General features: G+C 35.8%; 22 protein-coding genes and 4 pseudogenes. 6 read left to right on the forward strand and 20 right to left on the reverse strand.

The window, feature by feature from the left end; all coding sequences use genetic code 11:
- Window positions 1-103 precede the first annotated feature (103 nt).
- The 11 genes and pseudogenes from QFZ72_RS22340 to QFZ72_RS22390 form a co-directional block, all read right to left on the reverse strand.
- The gene (locus QFZ72_RS22340) at window positions 104-865 is read right to left on the reverse strand and encodes an ABC transporter ATP-binding protein (RefSeq protein WP_307437915.1); all 762 of its coding nucleotides are present in this window, start codon (window positions 863-865) and stop codon (window positions 104-106) included.
- The gene (locus tag QFZ72_RS22345; protein WP_307437916.1) at window positions 862-1,662 is read right to left on the reverse strand and encodes an ATP-binding cassette domain-containing protein; all 801 of its coding nucleotides are present in this window, start codon (window positions 1,660-1,662) and stop codon (window positions 862-864) included. The genes QFZ72_RS22340 and QFZ72_RS22345 overlap by 4 nt, the downstream gene beginning before the upstream one ends.
- The gene (gene nikC, locus QFZ72_RS22350) at window positions 1,659-2,507 is read right to left on the reverse strand and encodes a nickel transporter permease (RefSeq protein WP_307437917.1); all 849 of its coding nucleotides are present in this window, start codon (window positions 2,505-2,507) and stop codon (window positions 1,659-1,661) included. The genes QFZ72_RS22345 and nikC overlap by 4 nt, the downstream gene beginning before the upstream one ends.
- The gene (gene nikB, locus QFZ72_RS22355; protein WP_307437918.1) at window positions 2,507-3,451 is read right to left on the reverse strand and encodes a nickel ABC transporter permease; all 945 of its coding nucleotides are present in this window, start codon (window positions 3,449-3,451) and stop codon (window positions 2,507-2,509) included. Before nikB ends, nikC begins: the two co-directional genes overlap by 1 nt.
- Window positions 3,452-5,011: a nickel ABC transporter substrate-binding protein gene (gene nikA, locus QFZ72_RS22360; RefSeq protein ID WP_307439941.1), complete on the reverse strand. Its 1,560-nt coding sequence runs from the start codon at window positions 5,009-5,011 to the stop codon at window positions 3,452-3,454. It lies immediately after the preceding gene.
- 234 nt (window positions 5,012-5,245) lie between these two features.
- Window positions 5,246-5,368, reverse strand: a complete 123-nt coding sequence (locus QFZ72_RS22365) for a hypothetical protein (protein ID WP_307437920.1) — start codon at window positions 5,366-5,368, stop codon at window positions 5,246-5,248.
- Between the two features lie 74 nt (window positions 5,369-5,442).
- Complete coding sequence (locus QFZ72_RS22370) at window positions 5,443-5,679, reverse strand: LapA family protein (protein WP_307437922.1); 237 nt, start codon at window positions 5,677-5,679, stop codon at window positions 5,443-5,445.
- A gap of 37 nt (window positions 5,680-5,716) precedes the next feature.
- A pseudogene (gene mscL, locus QFZ72_RS22375) lies at window positions 5,717-6,069 on the reverse strand (large conductance mechanosensitive channel protein MscL).
- Window positions 6,070-6,129: 60 nt separating this feature from the next.
- Window positions 6,130-7,662 (reverse strand): annotated as a pseudogene (locus tag QFZ72_RS22380) (PAS domain-containing sensor histidine kinase); the annotation flags it as partial.
- A 1,058-nt stretch (window positions 7,663-8,720) separates the two neighbouring features.
- A complete protein-coding gene (locus tag QFZ72_RS22385) occupies window positions 8,721-9,161 on the reverse strand; it encodes a cell wall hydrolase (protein ID WP_307437924.1) in 441 nt (146 codons plus the stop codon).
- A 52-nt stretch (window positions 9,162-9,213) separates the two neighbouring features.
- Window positions 9,214-9,459, reverse strand: a complete 246-nt coding sequence (locus QFZ72_RS22390; RefSeq protein ID WP_307437926.1) for an ATP-binding protein — start codon at window positions 9,457-9,459, stop codon at window positions 9,214-9,216.
- Between QFZ72_RS22390 and QFZ72_RS22395 the strand changes: the two are divergent.
- Window positions 9,429-9,596 (forward strand): annotated as a pseudogene (locus tag QFZ72_RS22395) (hypothetical protein); the annotation flags it as partial. The gene QFZ72_RS22390 and the pseudogene QFZ72_RS22395 overlap by 31 nt on opposite strands.
- A gap of 224 nt (window positions 9,597-9,820) precedes the next feature.
- On the opposite strand, the gene QFZ72_RS22400 reads toward QFZ72_RS22395, so the two are convergent.
- Window positions 9,821-10,288, reverse strand: coding sequence for a DinB family protein (locus QFZ72_RS22400; protein ID WP_307437927.1), 468 nt, complete (start codon window positions 10,286-10,288; stop codon window positions 9,821-9,823).
- A 298-nt stretch (window positions 10,289-10,586) separates the two neighbouring features.
- Between QFZ72_RS22400 and QFZ72_RS22405 the strand changes: the two genes are divergently transcribed.
- Window positions 10,587-10,826, forward strand: coding sequence for a CorA family divalent cation transporter (locus QFZ72_RS22405; RefSeq protein WP_373464714.1), 240 nt, complete (start codon window positions 10,587-10,589; stop codon window positions 10,824-10,826).
- A gap of 50 nt (window positions 10,827-10,876) precedes the next feature.
- Here QFZ72_RS22405 and corA read toward each other — a convergent pair whose 3' ends face one another.
- Window positions 10,877-11,818: a magnesium/cobalt transporter CorA gene (corA, locus tag QFZ72_RS22410; RefSeq protein WP_307437929.1), complete on the reverse strand. Its 942-nt coding sequence runs from the start codon at window positions 11,816-11,818 to the stop codon at window positions 10,877-10,879.
- 727 nt (window positions 11,819-12,545) lie between these two features.
- Between corA and QFZ72_RS22415 the strand changes: the two genes are divergently transcribed.
- A complete protein-coding gene (locus QFZ72_RS22415; RefSeq protein WP_307437930.1) occupies window positions 12,546-13,556 on the forward strand; it encodes a DUF3231 family protein in 1,011 nt (336 codons plus the stop codon).
- A 717-nt stretch (window positions 13,557-14,273) separates the two neighbouring features.
- Here QFZ72_RS22415 and QFZ72_RS22420 read toward each other — a convergent pair.
- The 5 genes and pseudogenes from QFZ72_RS22420 to QFZ72_RS22435 form a co-directional block, all read right to left on the reverse strand.
- On the reverse strand, window positions 14,274-14,555 hold the full coding sequence (locus tag QFZ72_RS22420; RefSeq protein ID WP_307437932.1) for a hypothetical protein: 282 nt from the start codon (window positions 14,553-14,555) through the stop codon (window positions 14,274-14,276).
- Between the two features lie 1,170 nt (window positions 14,556-15,725).
- A complete protein-coding gene (locus QFZ72_RS29820; RefSeq protein WP_483862256.1) occupies window positions 15,726-15,899 on the reverse strand; it encodes a YuzK family famiily protein in 174 nt (57 codons plus the stop codon).
- A 334-nt stretch (window positions 15,900-16,233) separates the two neighbouring features.
- The gene (locus QFZ72_RS22425) at window positions 16,234-16,614 is read right to left on the reverse strand and encodes a replication initiation and membrane attachment family protein (RefSeq protein WP_307437933.1); all 381 of its coding nucleotides are present in this window, start codon (window positions 16,612-16,614) and stop codon (window positions 16,234-16,236) included.
- Between the two features lie 809 nt (window positions 16,615-17,423).
- Window positions 17,424-17,762 carry a VOC family protein gene (locus tag QFZ72_RS22430; RefSeq protein ID WP_307437935.1) on the reverse strand — a complete coding sequence of 113 codons (339 nt, stop codon included), beginning with the start codon at window positions 17,760-17,762 and terminating at the stop codon, window positions 17,424-17,426.
- Window positions 17,763-18,066: 304 nt separating this feature from the next.
- A pseudogene (locus QFZ72_RS22435) lies at window positions 18,067-18,186 on the reverse strand (DUF2179 domain-containing protein); the annotation flags it as partial.
- Between the two features lie 229 nt (window positions 18,187-18,415).
- On the opposite strand from QFZ72_RS22435, the gene QFZ72_RS22440 reads away from it, so the two are divergent.
- The 3 genes from QFZ72_RS22440 (at window position 18,416) to QFZ72_RS22450 (ending at window position 21,305) form a co-directional block, all read left to right on the forward strand.
- Window positions 18,416-18,991 carry a TetR/AcrR family transcriptional regulator gene (locus tag QFZ72_RS22440; RefSeq protein WP_307437937.1) on the forward strand — a complete coding sequence of 192 codons (576 nt, stop codon included), beginning with the start codon at window positions 18,416-18,418 and terminating at the stop codon, window positions 18,989-18,991.
- 128 nt (window positions 18,992-19,119) lie between these two features.
- Window positions 19,120-19,965, forward strand: coding sequence for an alpha/beta fold hydrolase (locus QFZ72_RS22445; RefSeq protein WP_307437939.1), 846 nt, complete (start codon window positions 19,120-19,122; stop codon window positions 19,963-19,965).
- 101 nt (window positions 19,966-20,066) lie between these two features.
- Window positions 20,067-21,305: an NADH:flavin oxidoreductase/NADH oxidase family protein gene (locus QFZ72_RS22450; protein WP_307437940.1), complete on the forward strand. Its 1,239-nt coding sequence runs from the start codon at window positions 20,067-20,069 to the stop codon at window positions 21,303-21,305.
- A 229-nt stretch (window positions 21,306-21,534) separates the two neighbouring features.
- Here QFZ72_RS22450 and QFZ72_RS22455 read toward each other — a convergent pair whose 3' ends face one another.
- Window positions 21,535-21,993, reverse strand: a complete 459-nt coding sequence (locus QFZ72_RS22455) for a CBO0543 family protein (protein ID WP_307437942.1) — start codon at window positions 21,991-21,993, stop codon at window positions 21,535-21,537.
- Between the two features lie 571 nt (window positions 21,994-22,564).
- The gene (locus QFZ72_RS22460; protein WP_307437944.1) at window positions 22,565-23,851 is read right to left on the reverse strand and encodes an IS110 family RNA-guided transposase; all 1,287 of its coding nucleotides are present in this window, start codon (window positions 23,849-23,851) and stop codon (window positions 22,565-22,567) included.
- Window positions 23,852-23,945: the final 94 nt, after the last annotated feature.

Here is a 23,945-nt window from a genome sequence, read left to right on the forward strand (position 1 = left end):
CTCCTTGCGTTGGAACTACAGTTTTCAAGAGATTTCGTAACTGTCGATCGGAGCAAAGGAATGACAAGATTGATATTGGTGTTGTTATTCACTTTTGTTCTATCTAAAAAATTGAAATGAGCTCTTTTGTATAAGGATGGCGTTCCTCAGCAAATAAATGATCGCGGTTGAATTGATCGACAAGCTTTCCTTCTTTCATAACCATGATCCGCTGACTCATTTGCCTGACAGCAGCAAGATCATGTGAAATAAACAAGTAAGAGAGATTTAAAGTTTCGCGAAGCTCTGTCAATAAAGTAAGTACTGCCCCTTGCGAGATGACATCAAGGCTTGCGGTCGGCTCATCTAGAACAATGAGCTCTGGTTCAATGCTGATAGCACGGGCAATCGTTACACGTTGCCGCTGTCCGCCACTTAATTCATGGGGATATTGATTGGCTAAACCAGACGGCAGCTCAACAGCTTCAAGAAGCTGCTTTACAAAGGCGTTCTTAGAGGTATAGGAAAAATGGCTAAGGTTAAGTTCCTTCCCATACTGAGCATAAGGGTCAATCAGTGAATCCTTTATTTTAAGCTTTGGATTTAAAGCAGCTGATGGATTTTGAAACACGATTTGAATCTTTTTTCGGTAAGGGTACAACTGACGCTCATTAAGCTGTTCAATTGCTTCATTCTTAAAATAGATCGAGCCGCTGTCAATCGGTTCAATCCGCAGCAAGCAACGAGCCAGTGTGCTTTTACCACAGCCACTTTCACCGACAAGACCAAGACATTCACCCTTGTTCAGTTCAAATGAGAGGTTGTTCACCGCTTTTTTTCCTGCTTGATATGATTTTGTCAGTTGTTTAACAGTAAGCAGACTCATACGTTTTCTACCTCCTGTAACCCCGATGGAAGGCCGCGTCCCAGTGTAGGTGCGGCTTGGATCAACTGCTTTGTATATTCATGCTGCGGATGGTCAAGTATACGATGCTTCCCGCCTGATTCAACGATTTCCCCTTCCTTCATGACAGCTAGACGGGTCGCATAGCGTCTGACATGGCGCCAATCATGGGTGATGAATAAAATCGCACAGCCTGTTTCTTTTTGCCGCTTTGCAAGCAATTCTAAAATCCTGTGCCCGGAGACACTGTCAAGTGCAGTGGTTATTTCATCTGCAATTAATAAATCAGGCGACAGCAAAAGTGCCAATGCAATTGAAACTCGTTGAAGTTGTCCGCCACTTAATTGAAATGGATATCGGTTGTATAACGTTTTGTCCAGCCCAACTGATTCAAACTCTTCCATTGCCTTTAACTGCCGAGTTTTTGCGTCAAGAATTCCGTGAGATTTCTGGTATTCTTCAAAATGCTGAGCAATTGTTCGAAACGGTGTAAAAGAACTCTGGTAATCTTGAAAAATATAAGACAATTTTTGACCACGTATTGTTCGCATCTGTTTTGGTGAAAATGCGAGCAAATCCTGCCCTTTAAAAAGAATCTTTCCTTCTACCTGCAAATTAGGATGAAGCATTTGTCCAATTGCCTGGGACAGAAGGCTTTTGCCGCTTCCGCTTTGCCCAACAAGTGCATACCACTCTCCTTTACGAATGGAAAGGGACACGTTATCAACAAATTTCTTTTTTCTGCTGCTAATTGATACTTGCTCAATTGATAAAATCATTGGCGCACCTCTTTCTTTACATCAAAAAGGTCACGTAAATAATCACCTAGCATATTCGTTAGCAGCACAACAACCACAATAGCTAAACCAGGGTATATCATTAATTCAGGATTTGACTGAAAATACGGACGTGAGTCGTTTAACATTGCTCCCCATTCAGGGATTGGGGGTTGTGCACCAAGCCCAATATATGACAAGGAAGAAATGAGCAAAATAATTTTACCTAGATCAAGACTTGCCAGAACGAAGACATGCCCCACAATATGCGGAAATAAATGTTTTCGCATGATTTTACGTGACGATAGTCCGTTGATCTTGGCAATCATCACATAATCTTTTTGAGATTCTGATAAAACTGTACTGCGAACAAGTCGGGCATAACTTACCCATTTGACCATCACAATAGCAAGCACAAGGTTGCCTATGCCAGGTCCAAGCAAACCACTTAAAACAATTGCAACAATCGTATCTGGGAAAGCTAAAAATCCATCGGCAATTCGCATAAATACCCGATCAACCAACCCGCGTTTATATCCTGAAATAAGACCAAAGGGGATTCCAATGATGAGAGCAACAATCAGCGCCAGCAAGCTATAACCGATTGTCTGCTGACCGCCTAGCAAAAGCCTAGTCAGTACGTCCCGACCAAGTTGATCTGTTCCAAGCGGATGCTGAAGGCTCATCCCCTGAAGGCGTCCATCGAGATTTGTTAATGTTGGATCATGCTGCAAATAAAAAAAAGCATATATGGCGAATGCAAAAACAAGGACTACGCATATCAGTGCCATCACCCCTTGCCAACTGTGCTTATTTACCTTTTGCAAACAGATAGACAATCCTTTCATCAGTTGGTCCCCCTCTCTTTTAGTTTCATTTCTGGATTTAAATATCGATAAGATAGATCAACACATGTATTTACAATAAAAACAACGACAGCCATGATTAAAATATATCCTTGTATGAGTGGATAATCACGTTGACGTATCGCATCAACTACCAGTTTTCCTATGCCTGGATATGCAAATAGAACTTCAATCACGACAACACCCCCAATTAGGCTGCCTAAGCTTACTCCAAATACAGTAATAACAGGAGGGAGGCTGTGTCGAAATGCATGCACTAGAAAAATTCGTCGTTCTGACAATCCACGTGCTCTCGCTGCACGGATAAATTCCTGCCCAAGCGAATCAAGCAGGCTGGAACGAAGCAAACGGACATATACACTAGAAATCGCTAAACCAAGAGTAAGCGATGGTAAAATTAATGATACTAATCCATCTCTCCCCATTGTTGGAAACCAATTGAAACGTACACCAAATAAGTCGATAAAAATAAGACCAAGCCAAAAACTGGGGATAGCTGCCCCAATAATTGATAGAATTCTACTAATATGGTCAATCCAGCTATTTCGGTAAAGGGCCGATAAGGAACCTAATGGAATCGATACCGTCAGCATAACCATCATCGCACCGATCGCTAATTCAACTGTAGCCGGAAGCCCCGTTAGGATCATCTCCATCACAGGTTGACCAGTAACATACGATTGGCCAAAATCAAGCTGAACAAAATTAAGAAGCCAATGCCCGTATTGAACGAGCAACGGCTTGTTAAACCCCATCTCTTCTCTTAGTGCTTCCACCTGCTCCTGACTAACGGACAGTTCATCAACATTCAGAATAGTTAAAACGGGATCCCCAGGTGCGAGTCTGATAAATAAAAAGCTTACAAATGTAATAAACAACATAAAAAAGAAAACTTCAAGAAATTTCCGGACAAGAATTTGAACCATTTACTTCACATCCAATTGATTTGTAATCATGTAATATTCACTTCGCGTCGTCACCCAATTCTTAACTTTTGACTTATTATAGGCAACAATTGTCGAAGGATGTAAGACAAATGAATTGATTACATGTTCATTTACATAATCAGCCGCCTGTTCCGCAAGTACAGCTCGTTCTTCTTGATTGACTGTTTGATTAAGCTTGTCAATGATAGCTGTCAATTCCGGCTTACTTGCGCCACTAAAGTTTAGAGCTCCAGTTGGATGATAGGTGGCATTTAAATAATACCCCGCATCTCCGCGCGGTGCTGTCAGATTACTATAAGTAGCCAGATCCCAATCACGGTTTGATGCCATATATTCTTCAGGGATATCGATTTGTCTTATCTCAACATCAATTCCAATTTTTTTAGCGTCCGATTGAAAAACTTGAGCAATTAATGGCAAGTCTGCCCTTGCTGAATAAGTTAGCAACGTAAACTTAAGCTGTTCTCCATTTTTTTGCATTTTTCCGTCTTTGAGTGTATAACCCGCTTTTTCTAAAAATTTAATAGCTATTTCACCACCCACTGGACGCTCCCCATAACTTGGAGCAAATGGGAGAGAAGGCAGAAATGGTCCTTGCGCGATTTCAGCGTGCCCAAGCAGAATCGCATCGACAATTTCCTGGCGGTTAATCAACGTATCTACAGCCCGTCGCACATTGACATCCTGTAAACTTTTGCGCTCTATGTTCATTGTCATTTGATGTACACGGAAAGTCGCTGTAGACTCAACTTTAATGTCGTCAATTGCCTCTAATGTTTCAAGGCTTTCTACCTCTGGACGATAAACAATATCTACCTGTCCAGACTTTAATGCAAGCGAACGAGCATTTGCATCCTCATTAAATGAGAAGGTTACAGAATCAAGATTTGAGGCCCCATCCCAATAATCATCATAGCGTTCGAGTTCAAGCTTGCTGCCAGGTGTGAATGTCTTCAGTACAAAAGGTCCTGTACCGATAGGTTTATTGACAATATCCTCTTCCGTTACGTCAATAATTGAAACATTTGGGTTCACAAGTTCTGATACAAACTCTGGAAAGGGTTCAGTTGTTGAAATATGCAGGAAATAGCCATCAGCTTCTATTTTATCGATTTTCAATGCATTTTTTATCGCAACACTCTCTTTAAGCGCACGTTCCAGAGAGGCTTTTACGGCTTCAGCATCCATTTGCTTTCCACTATGGAATGTAACATCTTCACGGAGTTTAATCGTCCAATGTTGCCCATCCTCACCTTCCCAGCTTTCTGCGAGCCATGGTTCAATGGTTAAATTTTCCTCGTCTAAGCGAACCAGCGTTTCAGTTATTCCCGCTCTTAAAGGAACATAACTTGAATCTACATGGGGATCAAGGGAATTAGTAGAGAAATTATACAGAAAATGAATGTGCTTACCATCTCCCTTATTTTCGGTTCTTGTCGATGAATTCGTACATGCACTTAATAAACAGGCAAAGATCAATAAGATACCTATTTTTAGAAAATGATTTTTTATGTATTTATAAAAGCTATTGTAAATCATGTAGCAGTCTCTATAATTAGCTGTTTTCAATGATAATCCCCCTAACACGAAATGATAACGATTTATATTTTATCGGAATGATTCCTATTTGGCAAGTTTAATCATTTCATTGACGCTCCCTTCAATCCGTCATTCCTGCTTGAGATTGATGGGCATGGGTTTAAAAATACTCATTTCACTAACTAAGGAAATCATATTTGACGTGTTTCTACTAAGTATTTAGATTTAATAATTCTATTGATATTTTTTCAACCAATCTTTTTTGATAGTTACTATCATATCTTGCTGCTCTTTTGCTGAGATGGCAACTTTATCATTACCCTTTTGAGGATCATACATCCAAAATTGAACATTCACCCTTCAACAATCCTAGCAATATAACAAGATCGCTTATTTTCGTTGTAAACCTTTTGATCGTTAATCAAAAAAACTTAGGTTAGGTCTTTATCTTCACTTTCTGATTTTTTTAAAGCTCTTTGAAGTTGATAAATCTTTATCATACCAATTAACCCAACGAATAGAGCTCCTAATAAAACTGATCCAATAATGACGAGGATCAAAGGCCACTCAGCTTTTCCTAATAAATAATTAACTGTTACAAGTTCAACATTGATAACGGAAAAAACCGCAATAATTAAGACGACAATTAGCGCTAATAATAATTCCATTGACTTTTCATAAGCCACCTCATTAATAAGTTATTAATTATGATTGTTCTCTTGCTGATTCATTTTTTAGTAGTGTTGGTTCTGTCGCTTCTTCTTGTATTTTTTCTTTTTTCTTTAATCTGCTAATCAATTTGATAAACATGAAAATAGAAAATGCAACAATTAGAAAGTCTACACTTGTGTGAATAAACATTCCATACTTTACAACAGCACTTCCAACTTTAATTTGTAAATGATTAAAATCGATACCACCAAATAATAGCCCAATTAATAGCATGATCATATCATTCACTAGCGATGTGACAATCTTACCAAAAGCTGCACCTATAATTACATAGCTAAATCAAGCACATTGCCTTTTAATGCAAATCCTCTAAACTCTTTTATCATTTAAATTTCCTTCTTATTACAAAAAAGATTGTTTACTAAAAATAGAATATAAGGTTTAAACTACTCTCTTATTTCAGTATAAGAAAATGAATGAATGTTTTGATTTTGAAGAGTATAAATAGGGAGCATGACATCAACTGTCGTTCCTTGATTTACTTCACTTTCAATCACGATCTTTCCTTGATGTGTTTCAATAATTTTATAACAGATCATTAATCCTAAACCGATTCCTTCTTCTTTGATACTATAAAAAGGTTCTCCGAGATATGGGATACGTTCTTTTGAAATCCCGCACCCTTGATCGATAAAACGAATACTTACTTGATGATCATCGGGTTTATCAATTTGAACCAAAATGTCTCCTCCAGTTGGCATCGCTTCAATCGCATTTTTCAAGATATTGATAACTACTTGTTTTATTTGATTCCCTTCACAGGGGATCAATGGAATATCAGATTCAAACTTTGTTATAATTTGAACATTATTCATCATTGCTCGGGGTTTAAGTAGCATGATAACTTGTCCTACCAACCTATGTAGGTCATTCGGTTGAAACTTTACTGCCTGCGGCTTGGCTACTGCCATAAATTCATTGGTAATACTTTCTATTCGATCCATTTCTGACAATACCACATCTATATAATGCTGCTTGTTCTCATTTTCTGTTGGTTTTAGTAAGTGCATAAATCCTTTCATTGCGGTTAAAGGATTGTTAACTTCATGGGCGATTGCAGTAGCTAATTGTCCTACTACAGCAAGCTTCTCCGACTTCCGTAATAATTCTTCTGTTTTTAAACGCTCAGTGATATCTCGGGAGATAAGCAATAAAACTTCCTTTCCATTCAAGTTAAAAACACGAATACTAAACTCATTATTTATTTTTTTACCTGTTTTTTCAAAAACAAATTCGTCTTGTAAAGTAAAAGAACGTTTTCCTTCTCTGATTTTTTCCACAATTCTTATGAGCATTGTAGAATTTTGAGGAAAAATATCGGCATATGGCATCGAGAGAAGTTCTTCCCTACTATACCCAAATCTCTCACACCCTACTGGATTTACTTCAAGTAATCGAGTTAGATGTCGATCCTCATTCAATTCCACTAAGTATACGGCATCAGGTGACCGTTCAAATAGAACACGGTATTTCTTCTCACTTTCCCTTAATTGTTGATGTAATCCATAGAGTTCTCTTTCTGCTTGTTTCCTTTCGGAAATGTCTCTAATAATTGCTGATAAAGCAATCACTTTTCTCTTTGAATCCAGAATAGGTGAAAGCGTCACACTTACATTGATGAGACTTCCATCTCTTCGTTGTTTAACTGTTTCCCACTTAGTTATAGCAGGTTCTCCAGCTATAATCTTTTGAATGGTTTCTAGAGCTCGATCCATTATAAAATCTGGTTCACAAGGTAATTTTTTTTCCATGATTTCTTGTACTGACCAACCAAATGTCTTCTCAAAAGCTTTATTGGCTTGTAAAATATATCCTTCTAAATTAGATATAATGATAGAATCTGTGTTATGACTGATAAATGATTCTAGTCGTTCTTTAGTCGTCCTTAGTTCCTCTTCCATCTTTTTTCGCTCAGTTAAAACTCGAATAAGTATACACGTGCTAACTAAGAACGAAAAAATACAAAGAGTAATGAAAAAATCATTGAGAATCATTTAATAAATCTCCCTCTATTTTTATAAGGTTTTAACGAACGTAACAAAATTCTCTCTTTGTTATATTCGAAGTGAATCTTTAACTCTTCTTATAAGTTAAAGACACGTTCAGACAGACTATTTATCTATTTGAGTTGCCTATTCTAGAGGTGTTAAATCTGAATGTTTCACTAATGAAACTTTATTAAAACCATGTTTGATTTCAAAATAATCATTACTGTAATTCATAAATAATCATATAGATTTCGAATTATAAAGAACCCTGCTACTAATATTCATTCTTAAATCAATTCTTCCTATACTTGTCTGAGAGCCTTATTCAAACTATCAATGTTAAACGCTTTCAATCAAATGAAAATTTCGTGAACGTTTCATTTCAATCGAGTAACATATTTCATATCAGAAGTAAAAGACCTAGTATTGAATAACAATATAGTTGTTTCAATTACAACAAAGTCGTTCTCTTCCATGTGTAGCTTTGAAACAAAGTTTGATCAAAAATTAATACAATAAACCTTGATAAATGAATTAATAGAAAGGGCATATTTTGAAAGATTAATCAAAACATGCCCTTATAATATTTAATTGGATTATTCTTTTATAAAAAAGATTGATCATTTTTGGTGTTCCTTAATCAACTAACACACCCGATAGTTTAAGTGCAATATTTCACAATCTTGCTTTATTGGATAAATAAATTATTATTACTAAATGTTTGATATATAAAAAAAGGGAACACCTGCTAACCTGGAAGTTCCCTTTTTATTTCGTGAGATAAAAATACACCATAACAACGATTGAAAAATAGGCTGCGGTTAGGCTTTCAAGCCTTTTTTCAACCGACAACTGTTACATTACCTACAGAAGCTGCATTGAATGAATATGGTTGGCTACCAGCACCTACGACTAAAAATTTTGTATTCGTAGCACCAAAAAGGCAAAATTACAATAAAACTCCAGAATTACTAATAGCTCCAGACAACCTAACCGCTATAAACACTATCACATGTTCCAGCTTTTGGTTCATAATAACAATGATTTAAAAATTGTCCAGAAAAAGGTTGACCGTACCATGTTGGAGGGCATGGAGCATATGGATTAAAATACCAAAGAGCATATTTCCCTGGGTGTTGTCTCCAATAATCCAAATTCTGTTTTGCTAATCTTTTTTCAACAGTTCTCGCTCTATTATAAAATACATTACCTTTTTGAACAGCTTCAAAAGAATAATTTCCTCCTTGTACATGAAAAATGACTTGTGGAATTGTTTTTAAATTTTTAAAGTCTAAACAATTTGCTTTAAGACGATTAACAATTACATTGCCTACATATAACATTCCTTGTTTTCCTTCACCTTCGGCTTCTGCTCTCATCATCCTTGCCATTAAGTCAACGTCTGAACTTCGGTAACTTACTCTTGGCATTTTTCCACCCCAAAAATATAGTATGAAAAAAAGCCTACATTAATGTCATTGTTTATAAAATAAGAATGCTTAGTTCGATTAACTCAGCAGAAAGGCTTCCGTTCATTTTTTCCATTAAGCTTTTTGCAATCGGTAATCCTTGGCCTGTACCTTTTCCAGTCCTTGTTTGGTCTGCTTTATAAAAACGGTCAAACATATGATGTATATCTTGCTCACGTAATTTGTTAACCGAGTTACTAATCGTCAGTTGAACGGATGTATGACGCTGCAGCGTTAGCAACCGCCCATTTCTCCCCACTTACTGCTGTTCCGAGTGCGATTTTCTCAGTGTGGCACAATATTTCTGGACCTTTGATTGCCACGTACTGGGCGAAAAAGTCCGCAAAAAAAGAGCAGGAAATGAAATTAGTTAAAAATGCGAAGCAAGTTTCTTAATAAAATTGACATAGGATGAAAAAGTCAATCTATTGCGACAAGCAAGTTTGAAAAGACATCGTAAAGCATGAAGGAATATTTAAGTGAAAGAGGTGTCCTTAATGGACACCTCTTTCACTTAAATTATTTTAAAAAGACAGCTTAACGCTGCCTTTAGAGACTATTATAATTTGGTTAGATATATAATAATTTATTTCACCCAAACAAAATGTTTCTTCGTTCGGTCAACGATGGGATGGCCAGGACCCTTGCATTTTTCTGATTTGAATAATTTGCCCCGTATGGTAAGCGTCGTGAAGAAATATGTCCAGCAGTTTCCCTTCGGAATTTTGGTCAAGCTCTTCAACGGAAGTTTTACTCAGTATCTGCCTTAAACTACGTTGAACGTTTTCAGCACGTTCAATGACTTTCTTCCATTCCTTATCTTTATTTGATTGTTCGGTGAGATAGAAGTTTTCGTCACCGCTGAGATTATGTGTCCATTCACGGCCTTCCATGTCTGCTACAAGTCTCTCTTTGTAATAGTTGAGATGGTTAACGTTCTCCCAGATTGTTTTGGCTGCCTCTCCAGCTGGTCTCCAACTGGCTTGTTCTGCCGTGACTCCTTCAATTGCATGTTTGAGCGGAGCATACCAACTCTCCTTATCAAACGTCGAATCTAGCACGTTTATAAGGAATTCAATACGATTCAAAGTCATCTCCCCCTTGAACAGTTATCATTTAAAATAGTACCTTAGTTAAATTCATTTTCCTTTTAAAATTAGAAAAGATTGCATTATCTACAATAAAATAAGAATATTTCATAATTAATGAGAATAATGATTTCGTCGGTAGTCATTAAAAATCCTGCCCTTTACTTCAATAAAAAAGAGCATTTCTCCTTCTTGAAGAAATGCCCCCGATTGTTGAATAATTACTGAATAAATAGTATGTCTAATTACCCTAACATTACTTAAAAAGCGTTCCTGATGATTTCAGAAACGCAAATCAATAGTAGTGGTTATGGACGCTTTCACATCTGTCATTTCATATAATGTAAATATCGTAATAAAATTTTTAACATCCATTACGATTGTTATGGCTTTACCAACAATGGTTGCAAGTTTTTATGGTATGAATGTTCCCATACCGTTTCAAAATTACCCATATGCATTTTTTGTTGCAATTATCATTTCTTTTATTTTATCAAGTATTACGGCAGTTATCTTCTGGAAAAAGAGGTTCTTTTAATAAACATAAAAATGCCGAAGTCTTTAAGAACATCGGCTTTTTTATGTTTATTATTTGAACCAACCCTTAATCCATAATCCTAGTAGCATGCCTGAACCGACTGCAAACATAATCCCCAGTACCCAAAAATAGCCCCAACGCCAGGTAAGTTCCGGCATATATTCAAAGTTCATTCCATAAATGCTTGCAATAAAAGTTAGAGGAATAAAAATGGAAGTCATAACTGTTAGTGTCTTCATAATCTTATTCATTCTGTTTGAATTTAATGAAATGTAGCTGTCTCGTATATCATTCGTCATTTCTCGATTCGACTCAATCATTTCGGAAAGTTTCAGCAAATGGTCGTAAATATCCATGAAGTACACTCGTTCTTCTTTGGGTATTATAACCCGCTCTGAATTTAAAATTCTATATAGCAATTCACGCATCGGGAAAATGATTCGGCGTAAATTTAGTAGCTGGTTCCTAATTTCAAATACACTTTCAATTAGATTTTGGTTTGCTTCTTTCGTTTCAATTTCACTTATACTATCTTCAATTTTATAAATGGTAGGGAAAAACTCATCAACAATTTTATCCATTATTAAATAAAAAATGTACAATGTCCCTTTATTTAGAATATTATTGTCTCCCATTAATGTTTGTAGAACCATTGCTATTTCAGATGACGGCGATAAATGGAATGTAACAATGAAATTTTTTCCAACAAATATATCGATTTCCTCAGGTGAAAGTGAGTCTTGGTTAAAAGTGTGTAGAACAAAAAAATCATAACCATCATAATAATCAAGTTTTGGTCGCTGCAAAAAATGCAAACAATCCTCAATCGCTAGAGGATGGAAGCTAAAATGTGTTTTAAGAAATATTGCTTCTTCTTCTGTAGGGGCATCAAAATCCACCCAAAACCATTTAATATCAGAATCAGATAAACGATTCATTGGTATATCTATTAAAAGTTTTAAATCGTTTGTAACCGCAAAAGTACGAATCATTTACTTCCATCGCCTTTACTTGAAAAATAAACGGACATCACATATTTTGTGTCTAATCCAATAAAATATTCAAGAATTTAGCATATTGAGGAATGCTTGCTTCAGACACTCGTTCGTTCACAGGCAGCCCAATTCCTTAATAAGAAAAGGCGAACACTCTGTGCTGCAATCGCCCCGATTATGGAAGATATGATTCAAATCATCTAACACTAATTAATTGAAATTTATTTACCTTTTCATCCCACTTAACTTCAATTTGAACTTTGTCTTCATTGGTCTTCCATAAATTAGAGACCACTATTCCACAATCCTGCCTCTATAAAGAAAGGAATAACTCTTGATTTCTAGCTTTTTCTTAAGATTTCATCATGTTTTATTTTAATTAGACATCAAAGTTATGGATGTAAGTTGAAAGTAAGGATATTTTTGGTGTGTTAGAGAAAAAAAGTTCTTAACTGCCTAACCACTCCTATCCAAAAAGTGGTTATTTAGTAAAAGTATGTCTGCATGACACTTACCTTATTACAGATAAGCGCCCTTTTCTTGAATAAACAAAAACCTAATATAAGCTAGTGTTTATGAAAGAAATTAACTTTATAACTTATTCTAGCTGCAGCTTTGTAATTTAAACCAACATAAGCTATTGAAAAGCAGCTCAATTATACATATTTAATTTAATACAGGAGAAATTATTGCTAACGAATAAAAAGTTGGAGGAAACAAATTCATGGAAACAAAACATCATATTGATTTAACATCTGCAGAAATGGCAAATCTTTGGGTGGCTTACCAAAATGATACGATGGTCATTTGTGTCGTTAAATATGCATTAGCCACCGTTCAAGATACAGAAATTCGTAGCGTTTTAGAAACTGCGTTACAGTTATCTCAATCACATGTTCAACAATTAACTGCTATGTTTAACGAAGAACAACTTCCGATTCCGGATGGATTTAACGAAAATGAGGATCTTAATTTACAAGCCCCTCCTTTATTTACGGATACGTTCTATCTGACATACATTCACAACATGGGCAAAATCGGCATCGAATCATATGGGATGGCTCTAGCTAATTCTTCTCGATTAGACCAAAGTCAATATTTCACCAACTGTCTAACTGAATACACACAACTATTTAACCAAGCATTACAAGTATTGTTATCAAAGGGAAACCATACGAGAACTCCGCATATTCCAAAACCAAAACAGGTTCAATACGTTCAAAAACAAAGTTATTTAACAGGTTGGTTTGGCAAGCGTAGACCTCTTAATGCAATTGAAATATCGAATATCTATTTTAGTATGATACGAAATATATTAGGAAAAGCACTGGTCACGGGATTTAGTCAAGTAGCGAAGTCTCAAGAGGTTCGTAACTACTTGATAAGAGGAAGAGACATTTCAGCCAAACATATTGAAATTTTCGGCTCCACATTAAGTGAGGATCACCTGCCTCCAGCTAGTAAATGGGATGCTGAAGCAACTGATTCAACGGTTGCCCCATTTTCCGATAAACTGATGATGTACCATGTAACAGCGTTAATTTCGATAGGAATCACCCATTATGGGGCTAGTCTTGGGACAAGTGCAAGACGCGATTTAGGAGCTCTTTATCCTCGATTAATGGCGGAAATTGTACAATATGCAGAAGATGGAACCAATATAATGATTGATAACGGTTGGCTAGAGCAACCACCACAAGCACCGGATCGAGATCAGTTAGCTAATAGGCAGTGAATCCAATGTCACGGGAAGGACGAATGGAGAAAGTCCTTTGGAGTATTGCATTACCGGGGTTTTTAAATGATAAGTTTCTCAAAGGATTTCTATTGATTAGATTAGAATTTTTAATCAACGTTAATCAAATTTTAATAAAGTGATTATTTATAGCTTTCAAGGTTTTTTTACCTATGTTGTTTTTGATTCCCGGAATAAGTATTGGCTTACTTATTTCCTTACATAGGGTAGCGTCAGGAAAATGAGGATTTATACCGTTAAGGATATTCCAGTATTAAAAATCCCAATCTCTCAGTTTCACAAATGAGAAATTGGGATTTATTTATTCAAAAAAATGGCCTAATTGTTGATCAAACTCTTGAAACCACTCTTCAACTATACTGCCCTTTTCTGGAATAACTTACAATTTCAAGAGGTCCCCTTTAGATTCCTTCCTTACTTCAGAATCTTGCATTTTAAAGGTATACATGATTTCAATCATTGTAGCAAATTCAGATCTTCAAAAGTTAAAAAAGCAGCTCTCACTGCTCTTCACTAAATATTATTAATGACAAAAAAATGACCTGTTTTATCAATTTGACATTTATATCTTTGAGAAACTCACAAGTGAAAAGCAACTTATATGTGGAAATTAGAAAGAAACGTGCAAACAACCTAGAATAGCTGGTTGCACGTTTTGAATGGCTCAACCGTCGTTTTTCCAATCTGTCAATTAATTTATAGTAATAAAACAAGGCAAAGAGCCAAAGTACCAAGAGCGATTAATACTGAACCTATTATAGAACTACTTAAATACAGGTTTTGAATATGGATGGTATCTAAAATACTTTTCTCTATATTTTTAAATATACTTTCAGCGGGATTAGTGTGTTTTGCTAATTCAGCATTTACCTTAAGTTCCACTTTTAATTTTTGTATTTTTTTGTAAACAGACTTAGGTAACACCATAATTAGTAGGGCAATTACCCAAACAAAAATTGGAATGAATAACCAAATCATATTTTCCACCTTGTATCGAATATTGTAAAAAAGATATTAGTTGATAAGCGAGATAAGTATGGTACATATAACAGCCAAATAAATTTTATTTTAAAACATTATCTCTCCTTACATCGGTATCAAAAATAGTTTGTTCACTATCCTCTTCCCTTATACTCCCCTAAAGGACAGGTTATAACTACCAATTGAACAAGTCTGTTTCAACAAATTTATATACTGATACTGAATTCACTATATTTTCATCTATAAGATTATTATGGGGTATCACCAACATTTTGACATAAAACCCACTCTAAGAATTATTTAGGAAAGAGAAAGTAAGAAATACCGTTATTAAAGCAGAAATAAGGTGAAAAATTTGAAGAGAAGAAAAGCTAAAATCCTATATATTTTGACTTTTGCCTGTTTAATTTTAACTACTAACTATGTTATACCTGATAAGGAAACTTATGCAGTTAGTCAAAATGATAAACAAGATTTAATTAAATAAGCCTTTCTGAGATCGATGAGTAAGCCAATTGGTAAAGCATTAGACAGCTATTATAATGACTCAAAATTATTTTTTAAAGAAAAGATAATAAACATAACAAAAGTTCCCTATGAAGAACAGTACGATGTAACTGTCCAAGTGTTACTTAAGAGAGAGCAATTATGCCACCATATGGCTTGGATACCATAACCTTTAGAATTCCCCAATTTGAAGTTATAAACTTCAAACACAACGAAATTTCAGGAGAAGAACTTAAAGACTGCGTATTAACAAAATCTTATAGGAATTCAGAATATAAAAAAAGCCCTTAGAGTCAGGACTGTATCAATAAAGAATATTTACTTTGCCCTGGTTGCACAAACGCTGGTACTGGGCCTAATAGTAGAAACACGAATGAATTAAGCGTGAAAGACCTTGTGAAACTCACTAGTGTGCCTAAAGCAACTTATATGTGGAAATTAGAAAGAAACGTGCAAACAACCTAGAAGTTGTTGCATGTATTGAATTATTAAGTGAAGAACAAGATAATTACGACATATAAGTTTTAATTCATTTATGCAGTAGTGGTTTTCTTGTTATTTCTAGGTTGTTTATAACTCCCACAAAAAAACACCATATACAAATGTCTCAAGTTTCATAAGGAACGAAAGGGAAGCAACATATTAGTTGTTATTATGTAACTAGGTTTGTATATTGTATTTAATCAGAAAAAGATTGGCTCGTATTCCCTCTAATATACGTCTGCTTTGTAAATAATCCTGTTCCCGTTCTTGTTCAACTTTCAAACGTTGCTCCAGTTTTTGGCTATATTCAGCATACCCCATTCCATGAGCCTGAAACATTGCTTTTTCCATTACGGACGTGTACGTTAAGTCGAGAGTATTAATGTAGAATCAATCCTTTCTATATTTAGTATGGTATATAGTAAAGTCAATGTATTCACGGACATAGAATCGGCAGTTGCAGCAGTACATAAAAAAGAAAACAAATAATTGGGATAGCATCAAACATTTAACGAAAAGGAAAGCGGACATGTTGTGTGTCCCTTCTGTTTATGCCGACGCTTTATGGTTGGAGGCAGGTCCTTTACCAGATTTATTAGGCTACCAATTTTTCAAATAATTCTATAAAAAGTAACGTTTCTTTTTTCTTCTATTATCATTATTTTTCATGGAAAGTCACCATCCTTCAGTCACCGAACAGAGTCGGTTTAAGGGAAACGAGTTTAACCTTTTGACCTATAAGAGTATGATATGAATAGTACTGTTTAAAGAATGTAATAGCTGACTGAGCATTCTTTATGTTGAATTTTCTGCATAAATTAGCTAAAGTCAATAATTTATCAGTTACGAATTTTTGTTTGTTTGTGGCAAGAACGTAATAAATGAGAGTGTTTATGACTGGTTGTGATAGCTTCATTTCGTTCAACTTACGGATAATATCTAAATGAGAACAAAGGGAAGGAATGTATTCCTGGGCATCTTTCAATACTTCCTCTGTTGTATATGCTTCAAAATATCGGGCTAATCTTCTCTCCTTTTCTTCCAGAATGTTACTATTATCATGCATTTCCTTTCATCCTTCCTATCAACCGTTTCTGATTATCGGTCCTGAACATCCTCTACAAAAAATATTTGATTCCCTTGCTCCTTATTTTAATAATTGATCAAAAGCGATGGCAATCAGCCATACAATAGCAAGGGTACCCGAGAGATAAATACCTAGATAGGTTAAAACCTCCATCATGATCACTGATCCCTTCTCATCTTGTTAATCGAGGGTTGATACAATCCCTTGCTGCACTATATGTTAGAACTTGTTGACCAAGGAACTTACCTCTCAATTCAGATGATCACAGCATGATCATCGATATGAACTGTTCACGAACGATTGGTAAGCAACATACTGTTAGATGATGAGTTGTTAAAAAGAGATTGATGATTAGGTAAGCTTTTCCTCTGTTTTTAAAAAGTCATCCTCCCAGATATTAGATTATGGGGGTCCAACTCCCTTCCTTCAAAGGTAAAGCCATTATAATCAAGCAATTCTTAAAAATTTGTCGATTAATCCAATATTCACCTATTTGTAAATGAACTGTTAACTTCCATTAATAAAAGAAAAATACTTTCCATTTTCTACCTTATCTCTAAAGTTATCCAGACCTAAATTATAAAAAACCTAAAAAATAAAAGAGAGCACATATTAGTCATGTATAATATGTGCTCTCTTTTTATTAAATTAAAGCGCCTTGCATCTGCTCTCTACTGGAACTTGATCCTTTTCTTGTTATACCACCATTGCTTTTAAAATCATTTAGGTCACGGACACCGCCTGATTCTTTGGAGCATGAGGTAACCAATGTATTGAATGTGCCTTACTCAACTGAGTACCTCCACAGTAAATCCGCCTGGGGCTTTAACATAGAATGTCCATCGATGAGCCATTTTGGGCGGTTTCACATCAAATCCATCATCCTTCAATCGTTGATTGATCTCGTTTACTCGTTCTTTACTCTCTTGAGAGAAGCCAATATGAAAGGACTTGGGGTAGTTGGCCCGGGTATCTTTCATCAAAGCTAGTAACAATCCGTAATCGTCAGTCATTACAGCAAATGAATCGCCATTTATACTTTTGGTTTGCAAGTCGAAATATGTCTCCAAGAACTCTCGAGCAGCGTTAACGTCAGTGACCGTAAGATTGATATGGTTTAGTTTCATAAGGTACACTTCCTTTTCTTAGCAATAACTTTTCAAAACCGCTTTACAAAGCTTGATGTAGACTTCTTGCTTCGTCCTCTCTATTGTAACGATTAAAATAGATTCAGGAATCGATAAATGGAATGAAGTTCCCTGCAACTTTAGATTGAAGTTAAGACTTCGGTTTATTGATCGAATTGTACATTAAAAATAACGTAATTTACTGTTAAGGCTGCCCTGATATGCAAAACGGGCACTTATCCTTATTCAGGAAACGTGCCCAATTGTTGAATAAAGTTTAAACTTTTGTTAGATCTATAAAACCCTAACCAAATACAACTCTAACATCATGTATTGTAATAAACGCATTCTCATCTAATTTTCTTACAATATTTTTAATCTTTTTCACTTCTTGTTTACTAATTATAATTTACAGAATTTCTTTATTCGGACAACCTGATGAAAAATTCTTTACTGAACGTTCTTAAATTGATATACTAAGGCAAGTTAGATTTGACTGTTTTATTCTACTGAAATGAGAATGATCATTCTTTAATTTTTTCTATAAATGTATTGAGGGAGGGATGGTTGATTAATTAATCCTTATTCATCCAAGCGATGTAGCTAATTTTTATCTTTCCCCAGAATACAAAATGAACACTTTGGGGGGAATTATGGCTAGAAGTAAAGAATTTGATGAAAAACAAGCATTAAGAAAAGCAATGGAGCTTTTTTGGCAACAAGGGTATGAAAAAACGTCTATGCAAGAGTTGGTAGACTATATGGGCATTCATCGTAGAAGCATCTACGATACGTTTGGTGACAAACGTACTTTGTTTTTAAGTGCTTTATCTCACTATGAAGAGTTAATTACTACTGAAATGAAGAAGAGAGTAGATTCAAACTTACTGGTTAAACAAGCGATACGAGAAGTGTTTAAAATGGTGATTTATCCAGGTCTTAATCTGCCAAAAGGATGTTTGTCTGTAAACGCAGCTGTTGAATTATCTTTGCTTGACGAAGAAATTGCAACAAAGATTGCTGGAATGTTTAGAAAGACAGAATCTCTCTTTTATGAGCTACTGAAACATGGGCAAAAAAATGGAGAAATATCCAGGAGACATGATCCTGAAGTACTGTCTCTTTTTCTTCATAATTCACTTGTAGGCTTACGCGTATTAGTGAAGACTGAAGATGATAACAAAAAATTAGAAAGCATTGTTGACATGACACTTTCAGTGTTAGAATAGCTTTCTTTTTTTAACAATTCTAGAATGTTCATTCTAAAATGCGTAAACCCTATGCACAAAGCGAACTAACAACTAATTTAAACTCTATCAAATCAATCCGAACTCACCGTTCTAAAGGAGAAAAAATGATGTCAAAATTTACAATTCCAACTGAATCAAGTTATATCGAAGCTGAAGGAATCCGATTTGCCTATAGAAAGTTCGGCCAAGAAACAGGAATTCCACTAATTTTCTTCATTCACTTCCGCGGAACAATGGAAAACTGGGATTCTAACATGATTGGTGTTTTAGCTGAAAGTCGACCAATTATTCTTTTTGATAATACTGGTGTCGGTGAATCCAGTGGTGAAACTCCGACTACTATAACTGAGATGGCAAAGGATGCAGCGACTTTCATTAAAGCACTTGGCTTAGAGAAAGTCGATACCCTTGGTTTCTCAATTGGCGGATTTGTTGCACAGGAGTTAGCATTGCAACAGCCAAATTTGGTACGACGCATCGTCTTGGCGGGGACTGCTCCACAATCTGGCGTCAATGATTCTAGAAAAGACGTGTATGAAGCGATGACTCAAGCTGATGGAGATGCAAATGATGCCCTAGAGAATTTCTTGTTCCTATTTTACAGTCCGACCGAAACGAGTCGCACGGCTGGAATATCTTCATTAAAACGAATCTTGACCCAGAAAAAAGTGGAAAGTTCACTTCAAGTACGTGATGCGCAATTACAGGCAATCTCCCAATGGGCTGAGCGGGATCCTGAACAGAAATACGACTGGTTGCAGAAGATTACACAACCGGTACTTGTGACCAATGGTGTTAAAGACATAATGGTTCCGACCGAAAACAGTTATATTCTTACCGAAAACTTACCTTACGCCCAACTCATCATTTATCCTGACTCCGGGCATGGACATCTATTCCAGTACCCAGAACAGTTTGCTGAACATGTAAACCTGTTTCTTGATTCTAAGTAATAAAGAGTGTAGAGGAAAATTAGTCATAGATATTAAAATAATCATAATTTCTATGACTTTTCTGCCTATAAACAATTAAAAATGAGGTGACAAAATATAAAATGAAACAGTCAAAGTCAGTCTTGGAAGATTCTCTGCAACTCCCAAATAGAGCAATTATCAAGAATCGAATCTTTAAATCTGCAATGAGTGAAGCATTAGGAACAAATAATCAAAATCCTAGAGAGTCATTGGTTACGTTATACAAAACATGGGCTAATGGTGGCGCAGGTCTGGTCGTGACAGGTAACGTTATGATAGATCGAAATGCTTTGGGGGAACCAAATAACGTTGTTGTGGAAGACGAACGTGATCTAGACATGCTAATGAAATGGGCGAAAGCTGGTACTGAAAATGAAACGCACCTCTGGATGCAACTAAATCACCCAGGGAAGCAGTCGCCTAAGACAATTTCAAAAGAACCTGTAGCACCAAGTGCAGTTCCGCTTTCAGGAGACTTAAAGAATTTCTTCACCCCACCACGAGCTCTTCATGCGAAAGAAATTGAAGAAATAATCATCCGGTTTGGAAAAGCGGCAAGAATAGCTAAAAAAGCAGGTTTTACTGGTGTTCAAATCCATGCAGCACACGGATACCTTATTAGTCAGTTTTTATCGCCTCACCATAATCAGCGTACAGATGAATGGGGTGGGAGCTTAGCAAATCGAATGCGATTTTTGCTTGAAACATATAAAGAAATTAGAAAACAAGTCGGAGAAACATTTCCGATTGGCATAAAGCTAAATTCTGCTGACTTTCAACACGGCGGGTTCACTGAAGAGGAGTCTATGGAAGTTCTTCAGAAAATGTCTGAAATTGGGATTGATCTCATTGAAATTTCTGGAGGGAATTACGAGAATCCCAAGATGATGGTAGCGGATGTAAAAGAAACGACAAAAAAACGAGAAGCTTATTTTATAGAATATGCAAACAAGGCTAGGAAATTAGTTTCTACGCCATTAGTAGTCACAGGCGGCTTCCGTTCCCAAGAAGGGATGGAGGAAGCTATTGCTAGTGGAGAAATTGATATGGTTGGAATGGCAAAACCTTTTGCTTTAGTACCTGACTTGGCAAACAAGATCTTTCAAGGCAATTATGAAACCGTTCAAACCAAGCCTATCCGCACGGGAATTAAATTGGTAGATAAGACCGCTGCTATGTTAGAAATTGGTTGGTATGAACAGCAGTTAGCAAGGATCGGGAAGTCTCAATCTCCAAACCCTAATCATAGTGTTTGGATATCTTTGATACAAAATGTTTTAGCGAATGGTCGTGGTGTATTCTTAAGAAGAAGAGGATAGTATCGCCCCCGATTGTTGAATATCATTTATGTTGTCTTATCGAAGAAAAGCGCCCTTTAACTGAATAAAATACATCTAAATTATACTTCTTTTATTAATCGTGTCGGTTGGAATTCCCTGATGCACTCTGTAACCAATCTGAGCAAAGTTGTTTTTGGAATAATAAATTTAAGAATCCTTTCGTTGACTTATGGATAATGTACGATCTTTATTATGTATAGTCTTCAATTTATCTATCGAGTCTGTTAATTAATTTCATAAGGATACGGATAAACATCATTAGAAAAAAGATACTGATAAACGTGTGTATCCATGTCCAAGTATGATATTCAATTAAATCAGTATATCTTTCCAAAAGAACCTCAATGATCGTTAAAACAGAAGTGTACAATGCACATTTTAGAATCATGCTAGGATATCTTGAATAATAAGTTGCTTGATAAAAGTAAATACAGACAACTGGAAGTAAAAGATATTCATAAAGAAGACTAGAACTGAAATAGTTACTTAAAAAGCTTATTGGATATTCGATCATTTTTTCTTCTACAACAAGAACACCAAGAAATATTGAGAAAAAAGAGGTCAAAAAGAAAATTAAAATCAAATCTTTGATTGGTGGTTTTCTTAAACTATAAAAGAATAAGGCGATTCCTATTATAAGCAGTGACCATAAAATGATTCTTTCCATAGATAATCAGTCCTTCAAAAATCGTTAACTTGCTCATCAGTCATTATAACCAAAATAAAAATTAAATCATTAGAAATCTCTTATTTTTAAAATTCAATTTTCAAGAATCTGGCCCGATTGTTGATCAAACTCTTGAAACCACTCTTCAACAATCCTCCCTCTATAAAGAAAGGAATAACTCTGGATTTCTAGCTTTTTCTTAAGATTTCATCTAGATTTATTTTAATTAGACATCAAAGTTATGGATTTAAGTTGAAATTAAGGATATTTTTGGAGTGTTAGAGAAAAAAAGTCCTTAACTGCCTAACCACTCCTATCCAAAAAGTGGTTACCTAGTAAAAGTATGGTTGCACTGGTGGATGTCCACATGTCTCATGGAGGTCAACCCTCCCATGTCTCACAGAGTCTATGCTCCAAAATTCCTTCGTCCAACCTTTCCATGAGGTGGATGTCAGTGATGCTGCCCGACAGGATCAAAGTCCGTAGTATTGTTGTTTTACTGACTAATCCGTGCTTCAAATGTCTAAATAATAATCCTAAATAAAACCTTTTGAATATTAACTAATGAACCCTAAGCTGCTTTCAGTAAAGGAGCCATATGAGGAATATCCTTCAACATTCTATCTTCACTAAATTCACATTGTTTTGTACCAATCGTAAAAAGAATACGTATCAGCTTATTACATATCGCTATAAGAGACTGCATTTTCTTTAGAGGATTATTTTTACGTGTTGTAAAATACTCATGTAAAGCTTTAAAAGCAGTGTTCTTAGCTACCAAAGGCATCGCTACTCGGAAGAGGAGAGCCCTTAGTGTCTTCCTACCTCTCTTTGTAATCTTCGTTTGTCCTTTGTGCTTTCCAGAGGTATTCTCCTTTAAGCTTAACCCAGCTAACTTGATGATTTGTCGAGAGTGAGAATAGTAACTTAAATTCCCTACTTCTGAAAAGAAGCCAGCTACAGTGTCCTTGCCGATTCCTGTGATGGCCAACATTTGTTGAACACCTGGTATCCGTTCAAGGAGTCCATCAATATCAGATTCTAGTTCTTCGAACTTTTCATTTATTAACTCATACTTGTCTAGTAAAGTGCGAAGCTCTAATTTAGCCATCCTTGAACCTTCACGAATACCAATAGAGTCTTTGGCTACTCGTTTAAGTTCTTGAATTTTACTGAGTCCAACCGCACGTTTTACAGCTTTTCTGAGGTGAATGAGGATCTTTTGTTCGGAGACTATCTCTAACTCATGTGGTAATAAATTTAACTTTAATAATTGTAGTGCTGCTTTTCCTTCCCAATCCTTAAACACTGTAAGGAATTCAGGGAAATATCGATCTAACCAGTTATGAATTTGCCCCTGCACAGCTTGTAAGTCAACAAATAAGAGATCGCGTATTTTCCTTGCCACACGAAGTTCTGCATAAACTCCTTGTGGAATATTAGGTTCGGCATATCTCCCATCTTTGACTAGCTGTGCAATGACTTTTGCGTCCTTCACATCATTTTTGGTTGGAGAATTATCATCTAATTCTTTAGATTTCTTCACATGCATAGGATTTACCACGACAAACTTTATCTCCTCTTCTTTAAGAAAATGAGCGAGGTTGAGCCAATAATGACCTGTCGGCTCCATTCCAATAATCACCTTATCCATGCCGTGTTGTTCCATCAAATGTTTTATCCAGCCTAAAAAAAGATTAAAATGTGATTTGGTATTTTCAAAATGACAAGGTGCACCAAACTCTAGGCCTCTAAAGTCTTGAGCACGAGCTACATGCTTGTACTTCGCAATATCTACACCTACAATTAGTGTTTGAGAAGTTATTTGAGCAATCTTTTTATTTTGGTTATAATTCATTTGAACAGCCTCCTGGTTATTTGAGTTCGTCCTTTTTGCCGGCAAGCACTGGACACTCATATCTTACCAAGAGGTTTATTTTTTGTTCAAACCC

This window comes from Bacillus sp. V2I10 (assembly GCF_030817055.1).
In the GTDB taxonomy this organism is placed as follows: Bacteria; Bacillota; Bacilli; order Bacillales; family Bacillaceae; genus Bacillus_P.

What these genes read in the sequence shown, in the direction of transcription:
- QFZ72_RS22340 (WP_307437915.1), bottom strand. Translation starts at nt 865, where the DNA reads ATGAGTCTGCTTACTGTTAAACAACTGACAAAATCATATCAAGCAGGA.
- QFZ72_RS22345 (WP_307437916.1), bottom strand. Translation starts at nt 1,662, where the DNA reads ATGATTTTATCAATTGAGCAAGTATCAATTAGCAGCAGAAAAAAGAAA.
- nikC (WP_307437917.1), bottom strand. Translation starts at nt 2,507, where the DNA reads ATGAAAGGATTGTCTATCTGTTTGCAAAAGGTAAATAAGCACAGTTGG.
- nikB (WP_307437918.1), bottom strand. Translation starts at nt 3,451, where the DNA reads ATGGTTCAAATTCTTGTCCGGAAATTTCTTGAAGTTTTCTTTTTTATG.
- nikA (WP_307439941.1), bottom strand. Translation starts at nt 5,011, where the DNA reads ATGATTTACAATAGCTTTTATAAATACATAAAAAATCATTTTCTAAAA.
- QFZ72_RS22370 (WP_307437922.1), bottom strand. Translation starts at nt 5,679, where the DNA reads ATGGAATTATTATTAGCGCTAATTGTCGTCTTAATTATTGCGGTTTTT.
- QFZ72_RS22385 (WP_307437924.1), bottom strand. Translation starts at nt 9,161, where the DNA reads ATGCCAAGAGTAAGTTACCGAAGTTCAGACGTTGACTTAATGGCAAGG.
- corA (WP_307437929.1), bottom strand. Translation starts at nt 11,818, where the DNA reads ATGATTCGTACTTTTGCGGTTACAAACGATTTAAAACTTTTAATAGAT.
- QFZ72_RS22415 (WP_307437930.1), top strand. Translation starts at nt 12,546, where the DNA reads ATGGAAACAAAACATCATATTGATTTAACATCTGCAGAAATGGCAAAT.
- QFZ72_RS22420 (WP_307437932.1), bottom strand. Translation starts at nt 14,555, where the DNA reads ATGATTTGGTTATTCATTCCAATTTTTGTTTGGGTAATTGCCCTACTA.
- QFZ72_RS29820 (WP_483862256.1), bottom strand. Translation starts at nt 15,899, where the DNA reads ATGGAAAAAGCAATGTTTCAGGCTCATGGAATGGGGTATGCTGAATAT.
- QFZ72_RS22425 (WP_307437933.1), bottom strand. Translation starts at nt 16,614, where the DNA reads ATGCATGATAATAGTAACATTCTGGAAGAAAAGGAGAGAAGATTAGCC.
- QFZ72_RS22430 (WP_307437935.1), bottom strand. Translation starts at nt 17,762, where the DNA reads ATGAAACTAAACCATATCAATCTTACGGTCACTGACGTTAACGCTGCT.
- QFZ72_RS22440 (WP_307437937.1), top strand. Translation starts at nt 18,416, where the DNA reads ATGGCTAGAAGTAAAGAATTTGATGAAAAACAAGCATTAAGAAAAGCA.
- QFZ72_RS22445 (WP_307437939.1), top strand. Translation starts at nt 19,120, where the DNA reads ATGTCAAAATTTACAATTCCAACTGAATCAAGTTATATCGAAGCTGAA.
- QFZ72_RS22450 (WP_307437940.1), top strand. Translation starts at nt 20,067, where the DNA reads ATGAAACAGTCAAAGTCAGTCTTGGAAGATTCTCTGCAACTCCCAAAT.
- QFZ72_RS22455 (WP_307437942.1), bottom strand. Translation starts at nt 21,993, where the DNA reads ATGGAAAGAATCATTTTATGGTCACTGCTTATAATAGGAATCGCCTTA.
- QFZ72_RS22460 (WP_307437944.1), bottom strand. Translation starts at nt 23,851, where the DNA reads ATGAATTATAACCAAAATAAAAAGATTGCTCAAATAACTTCTCAAACA.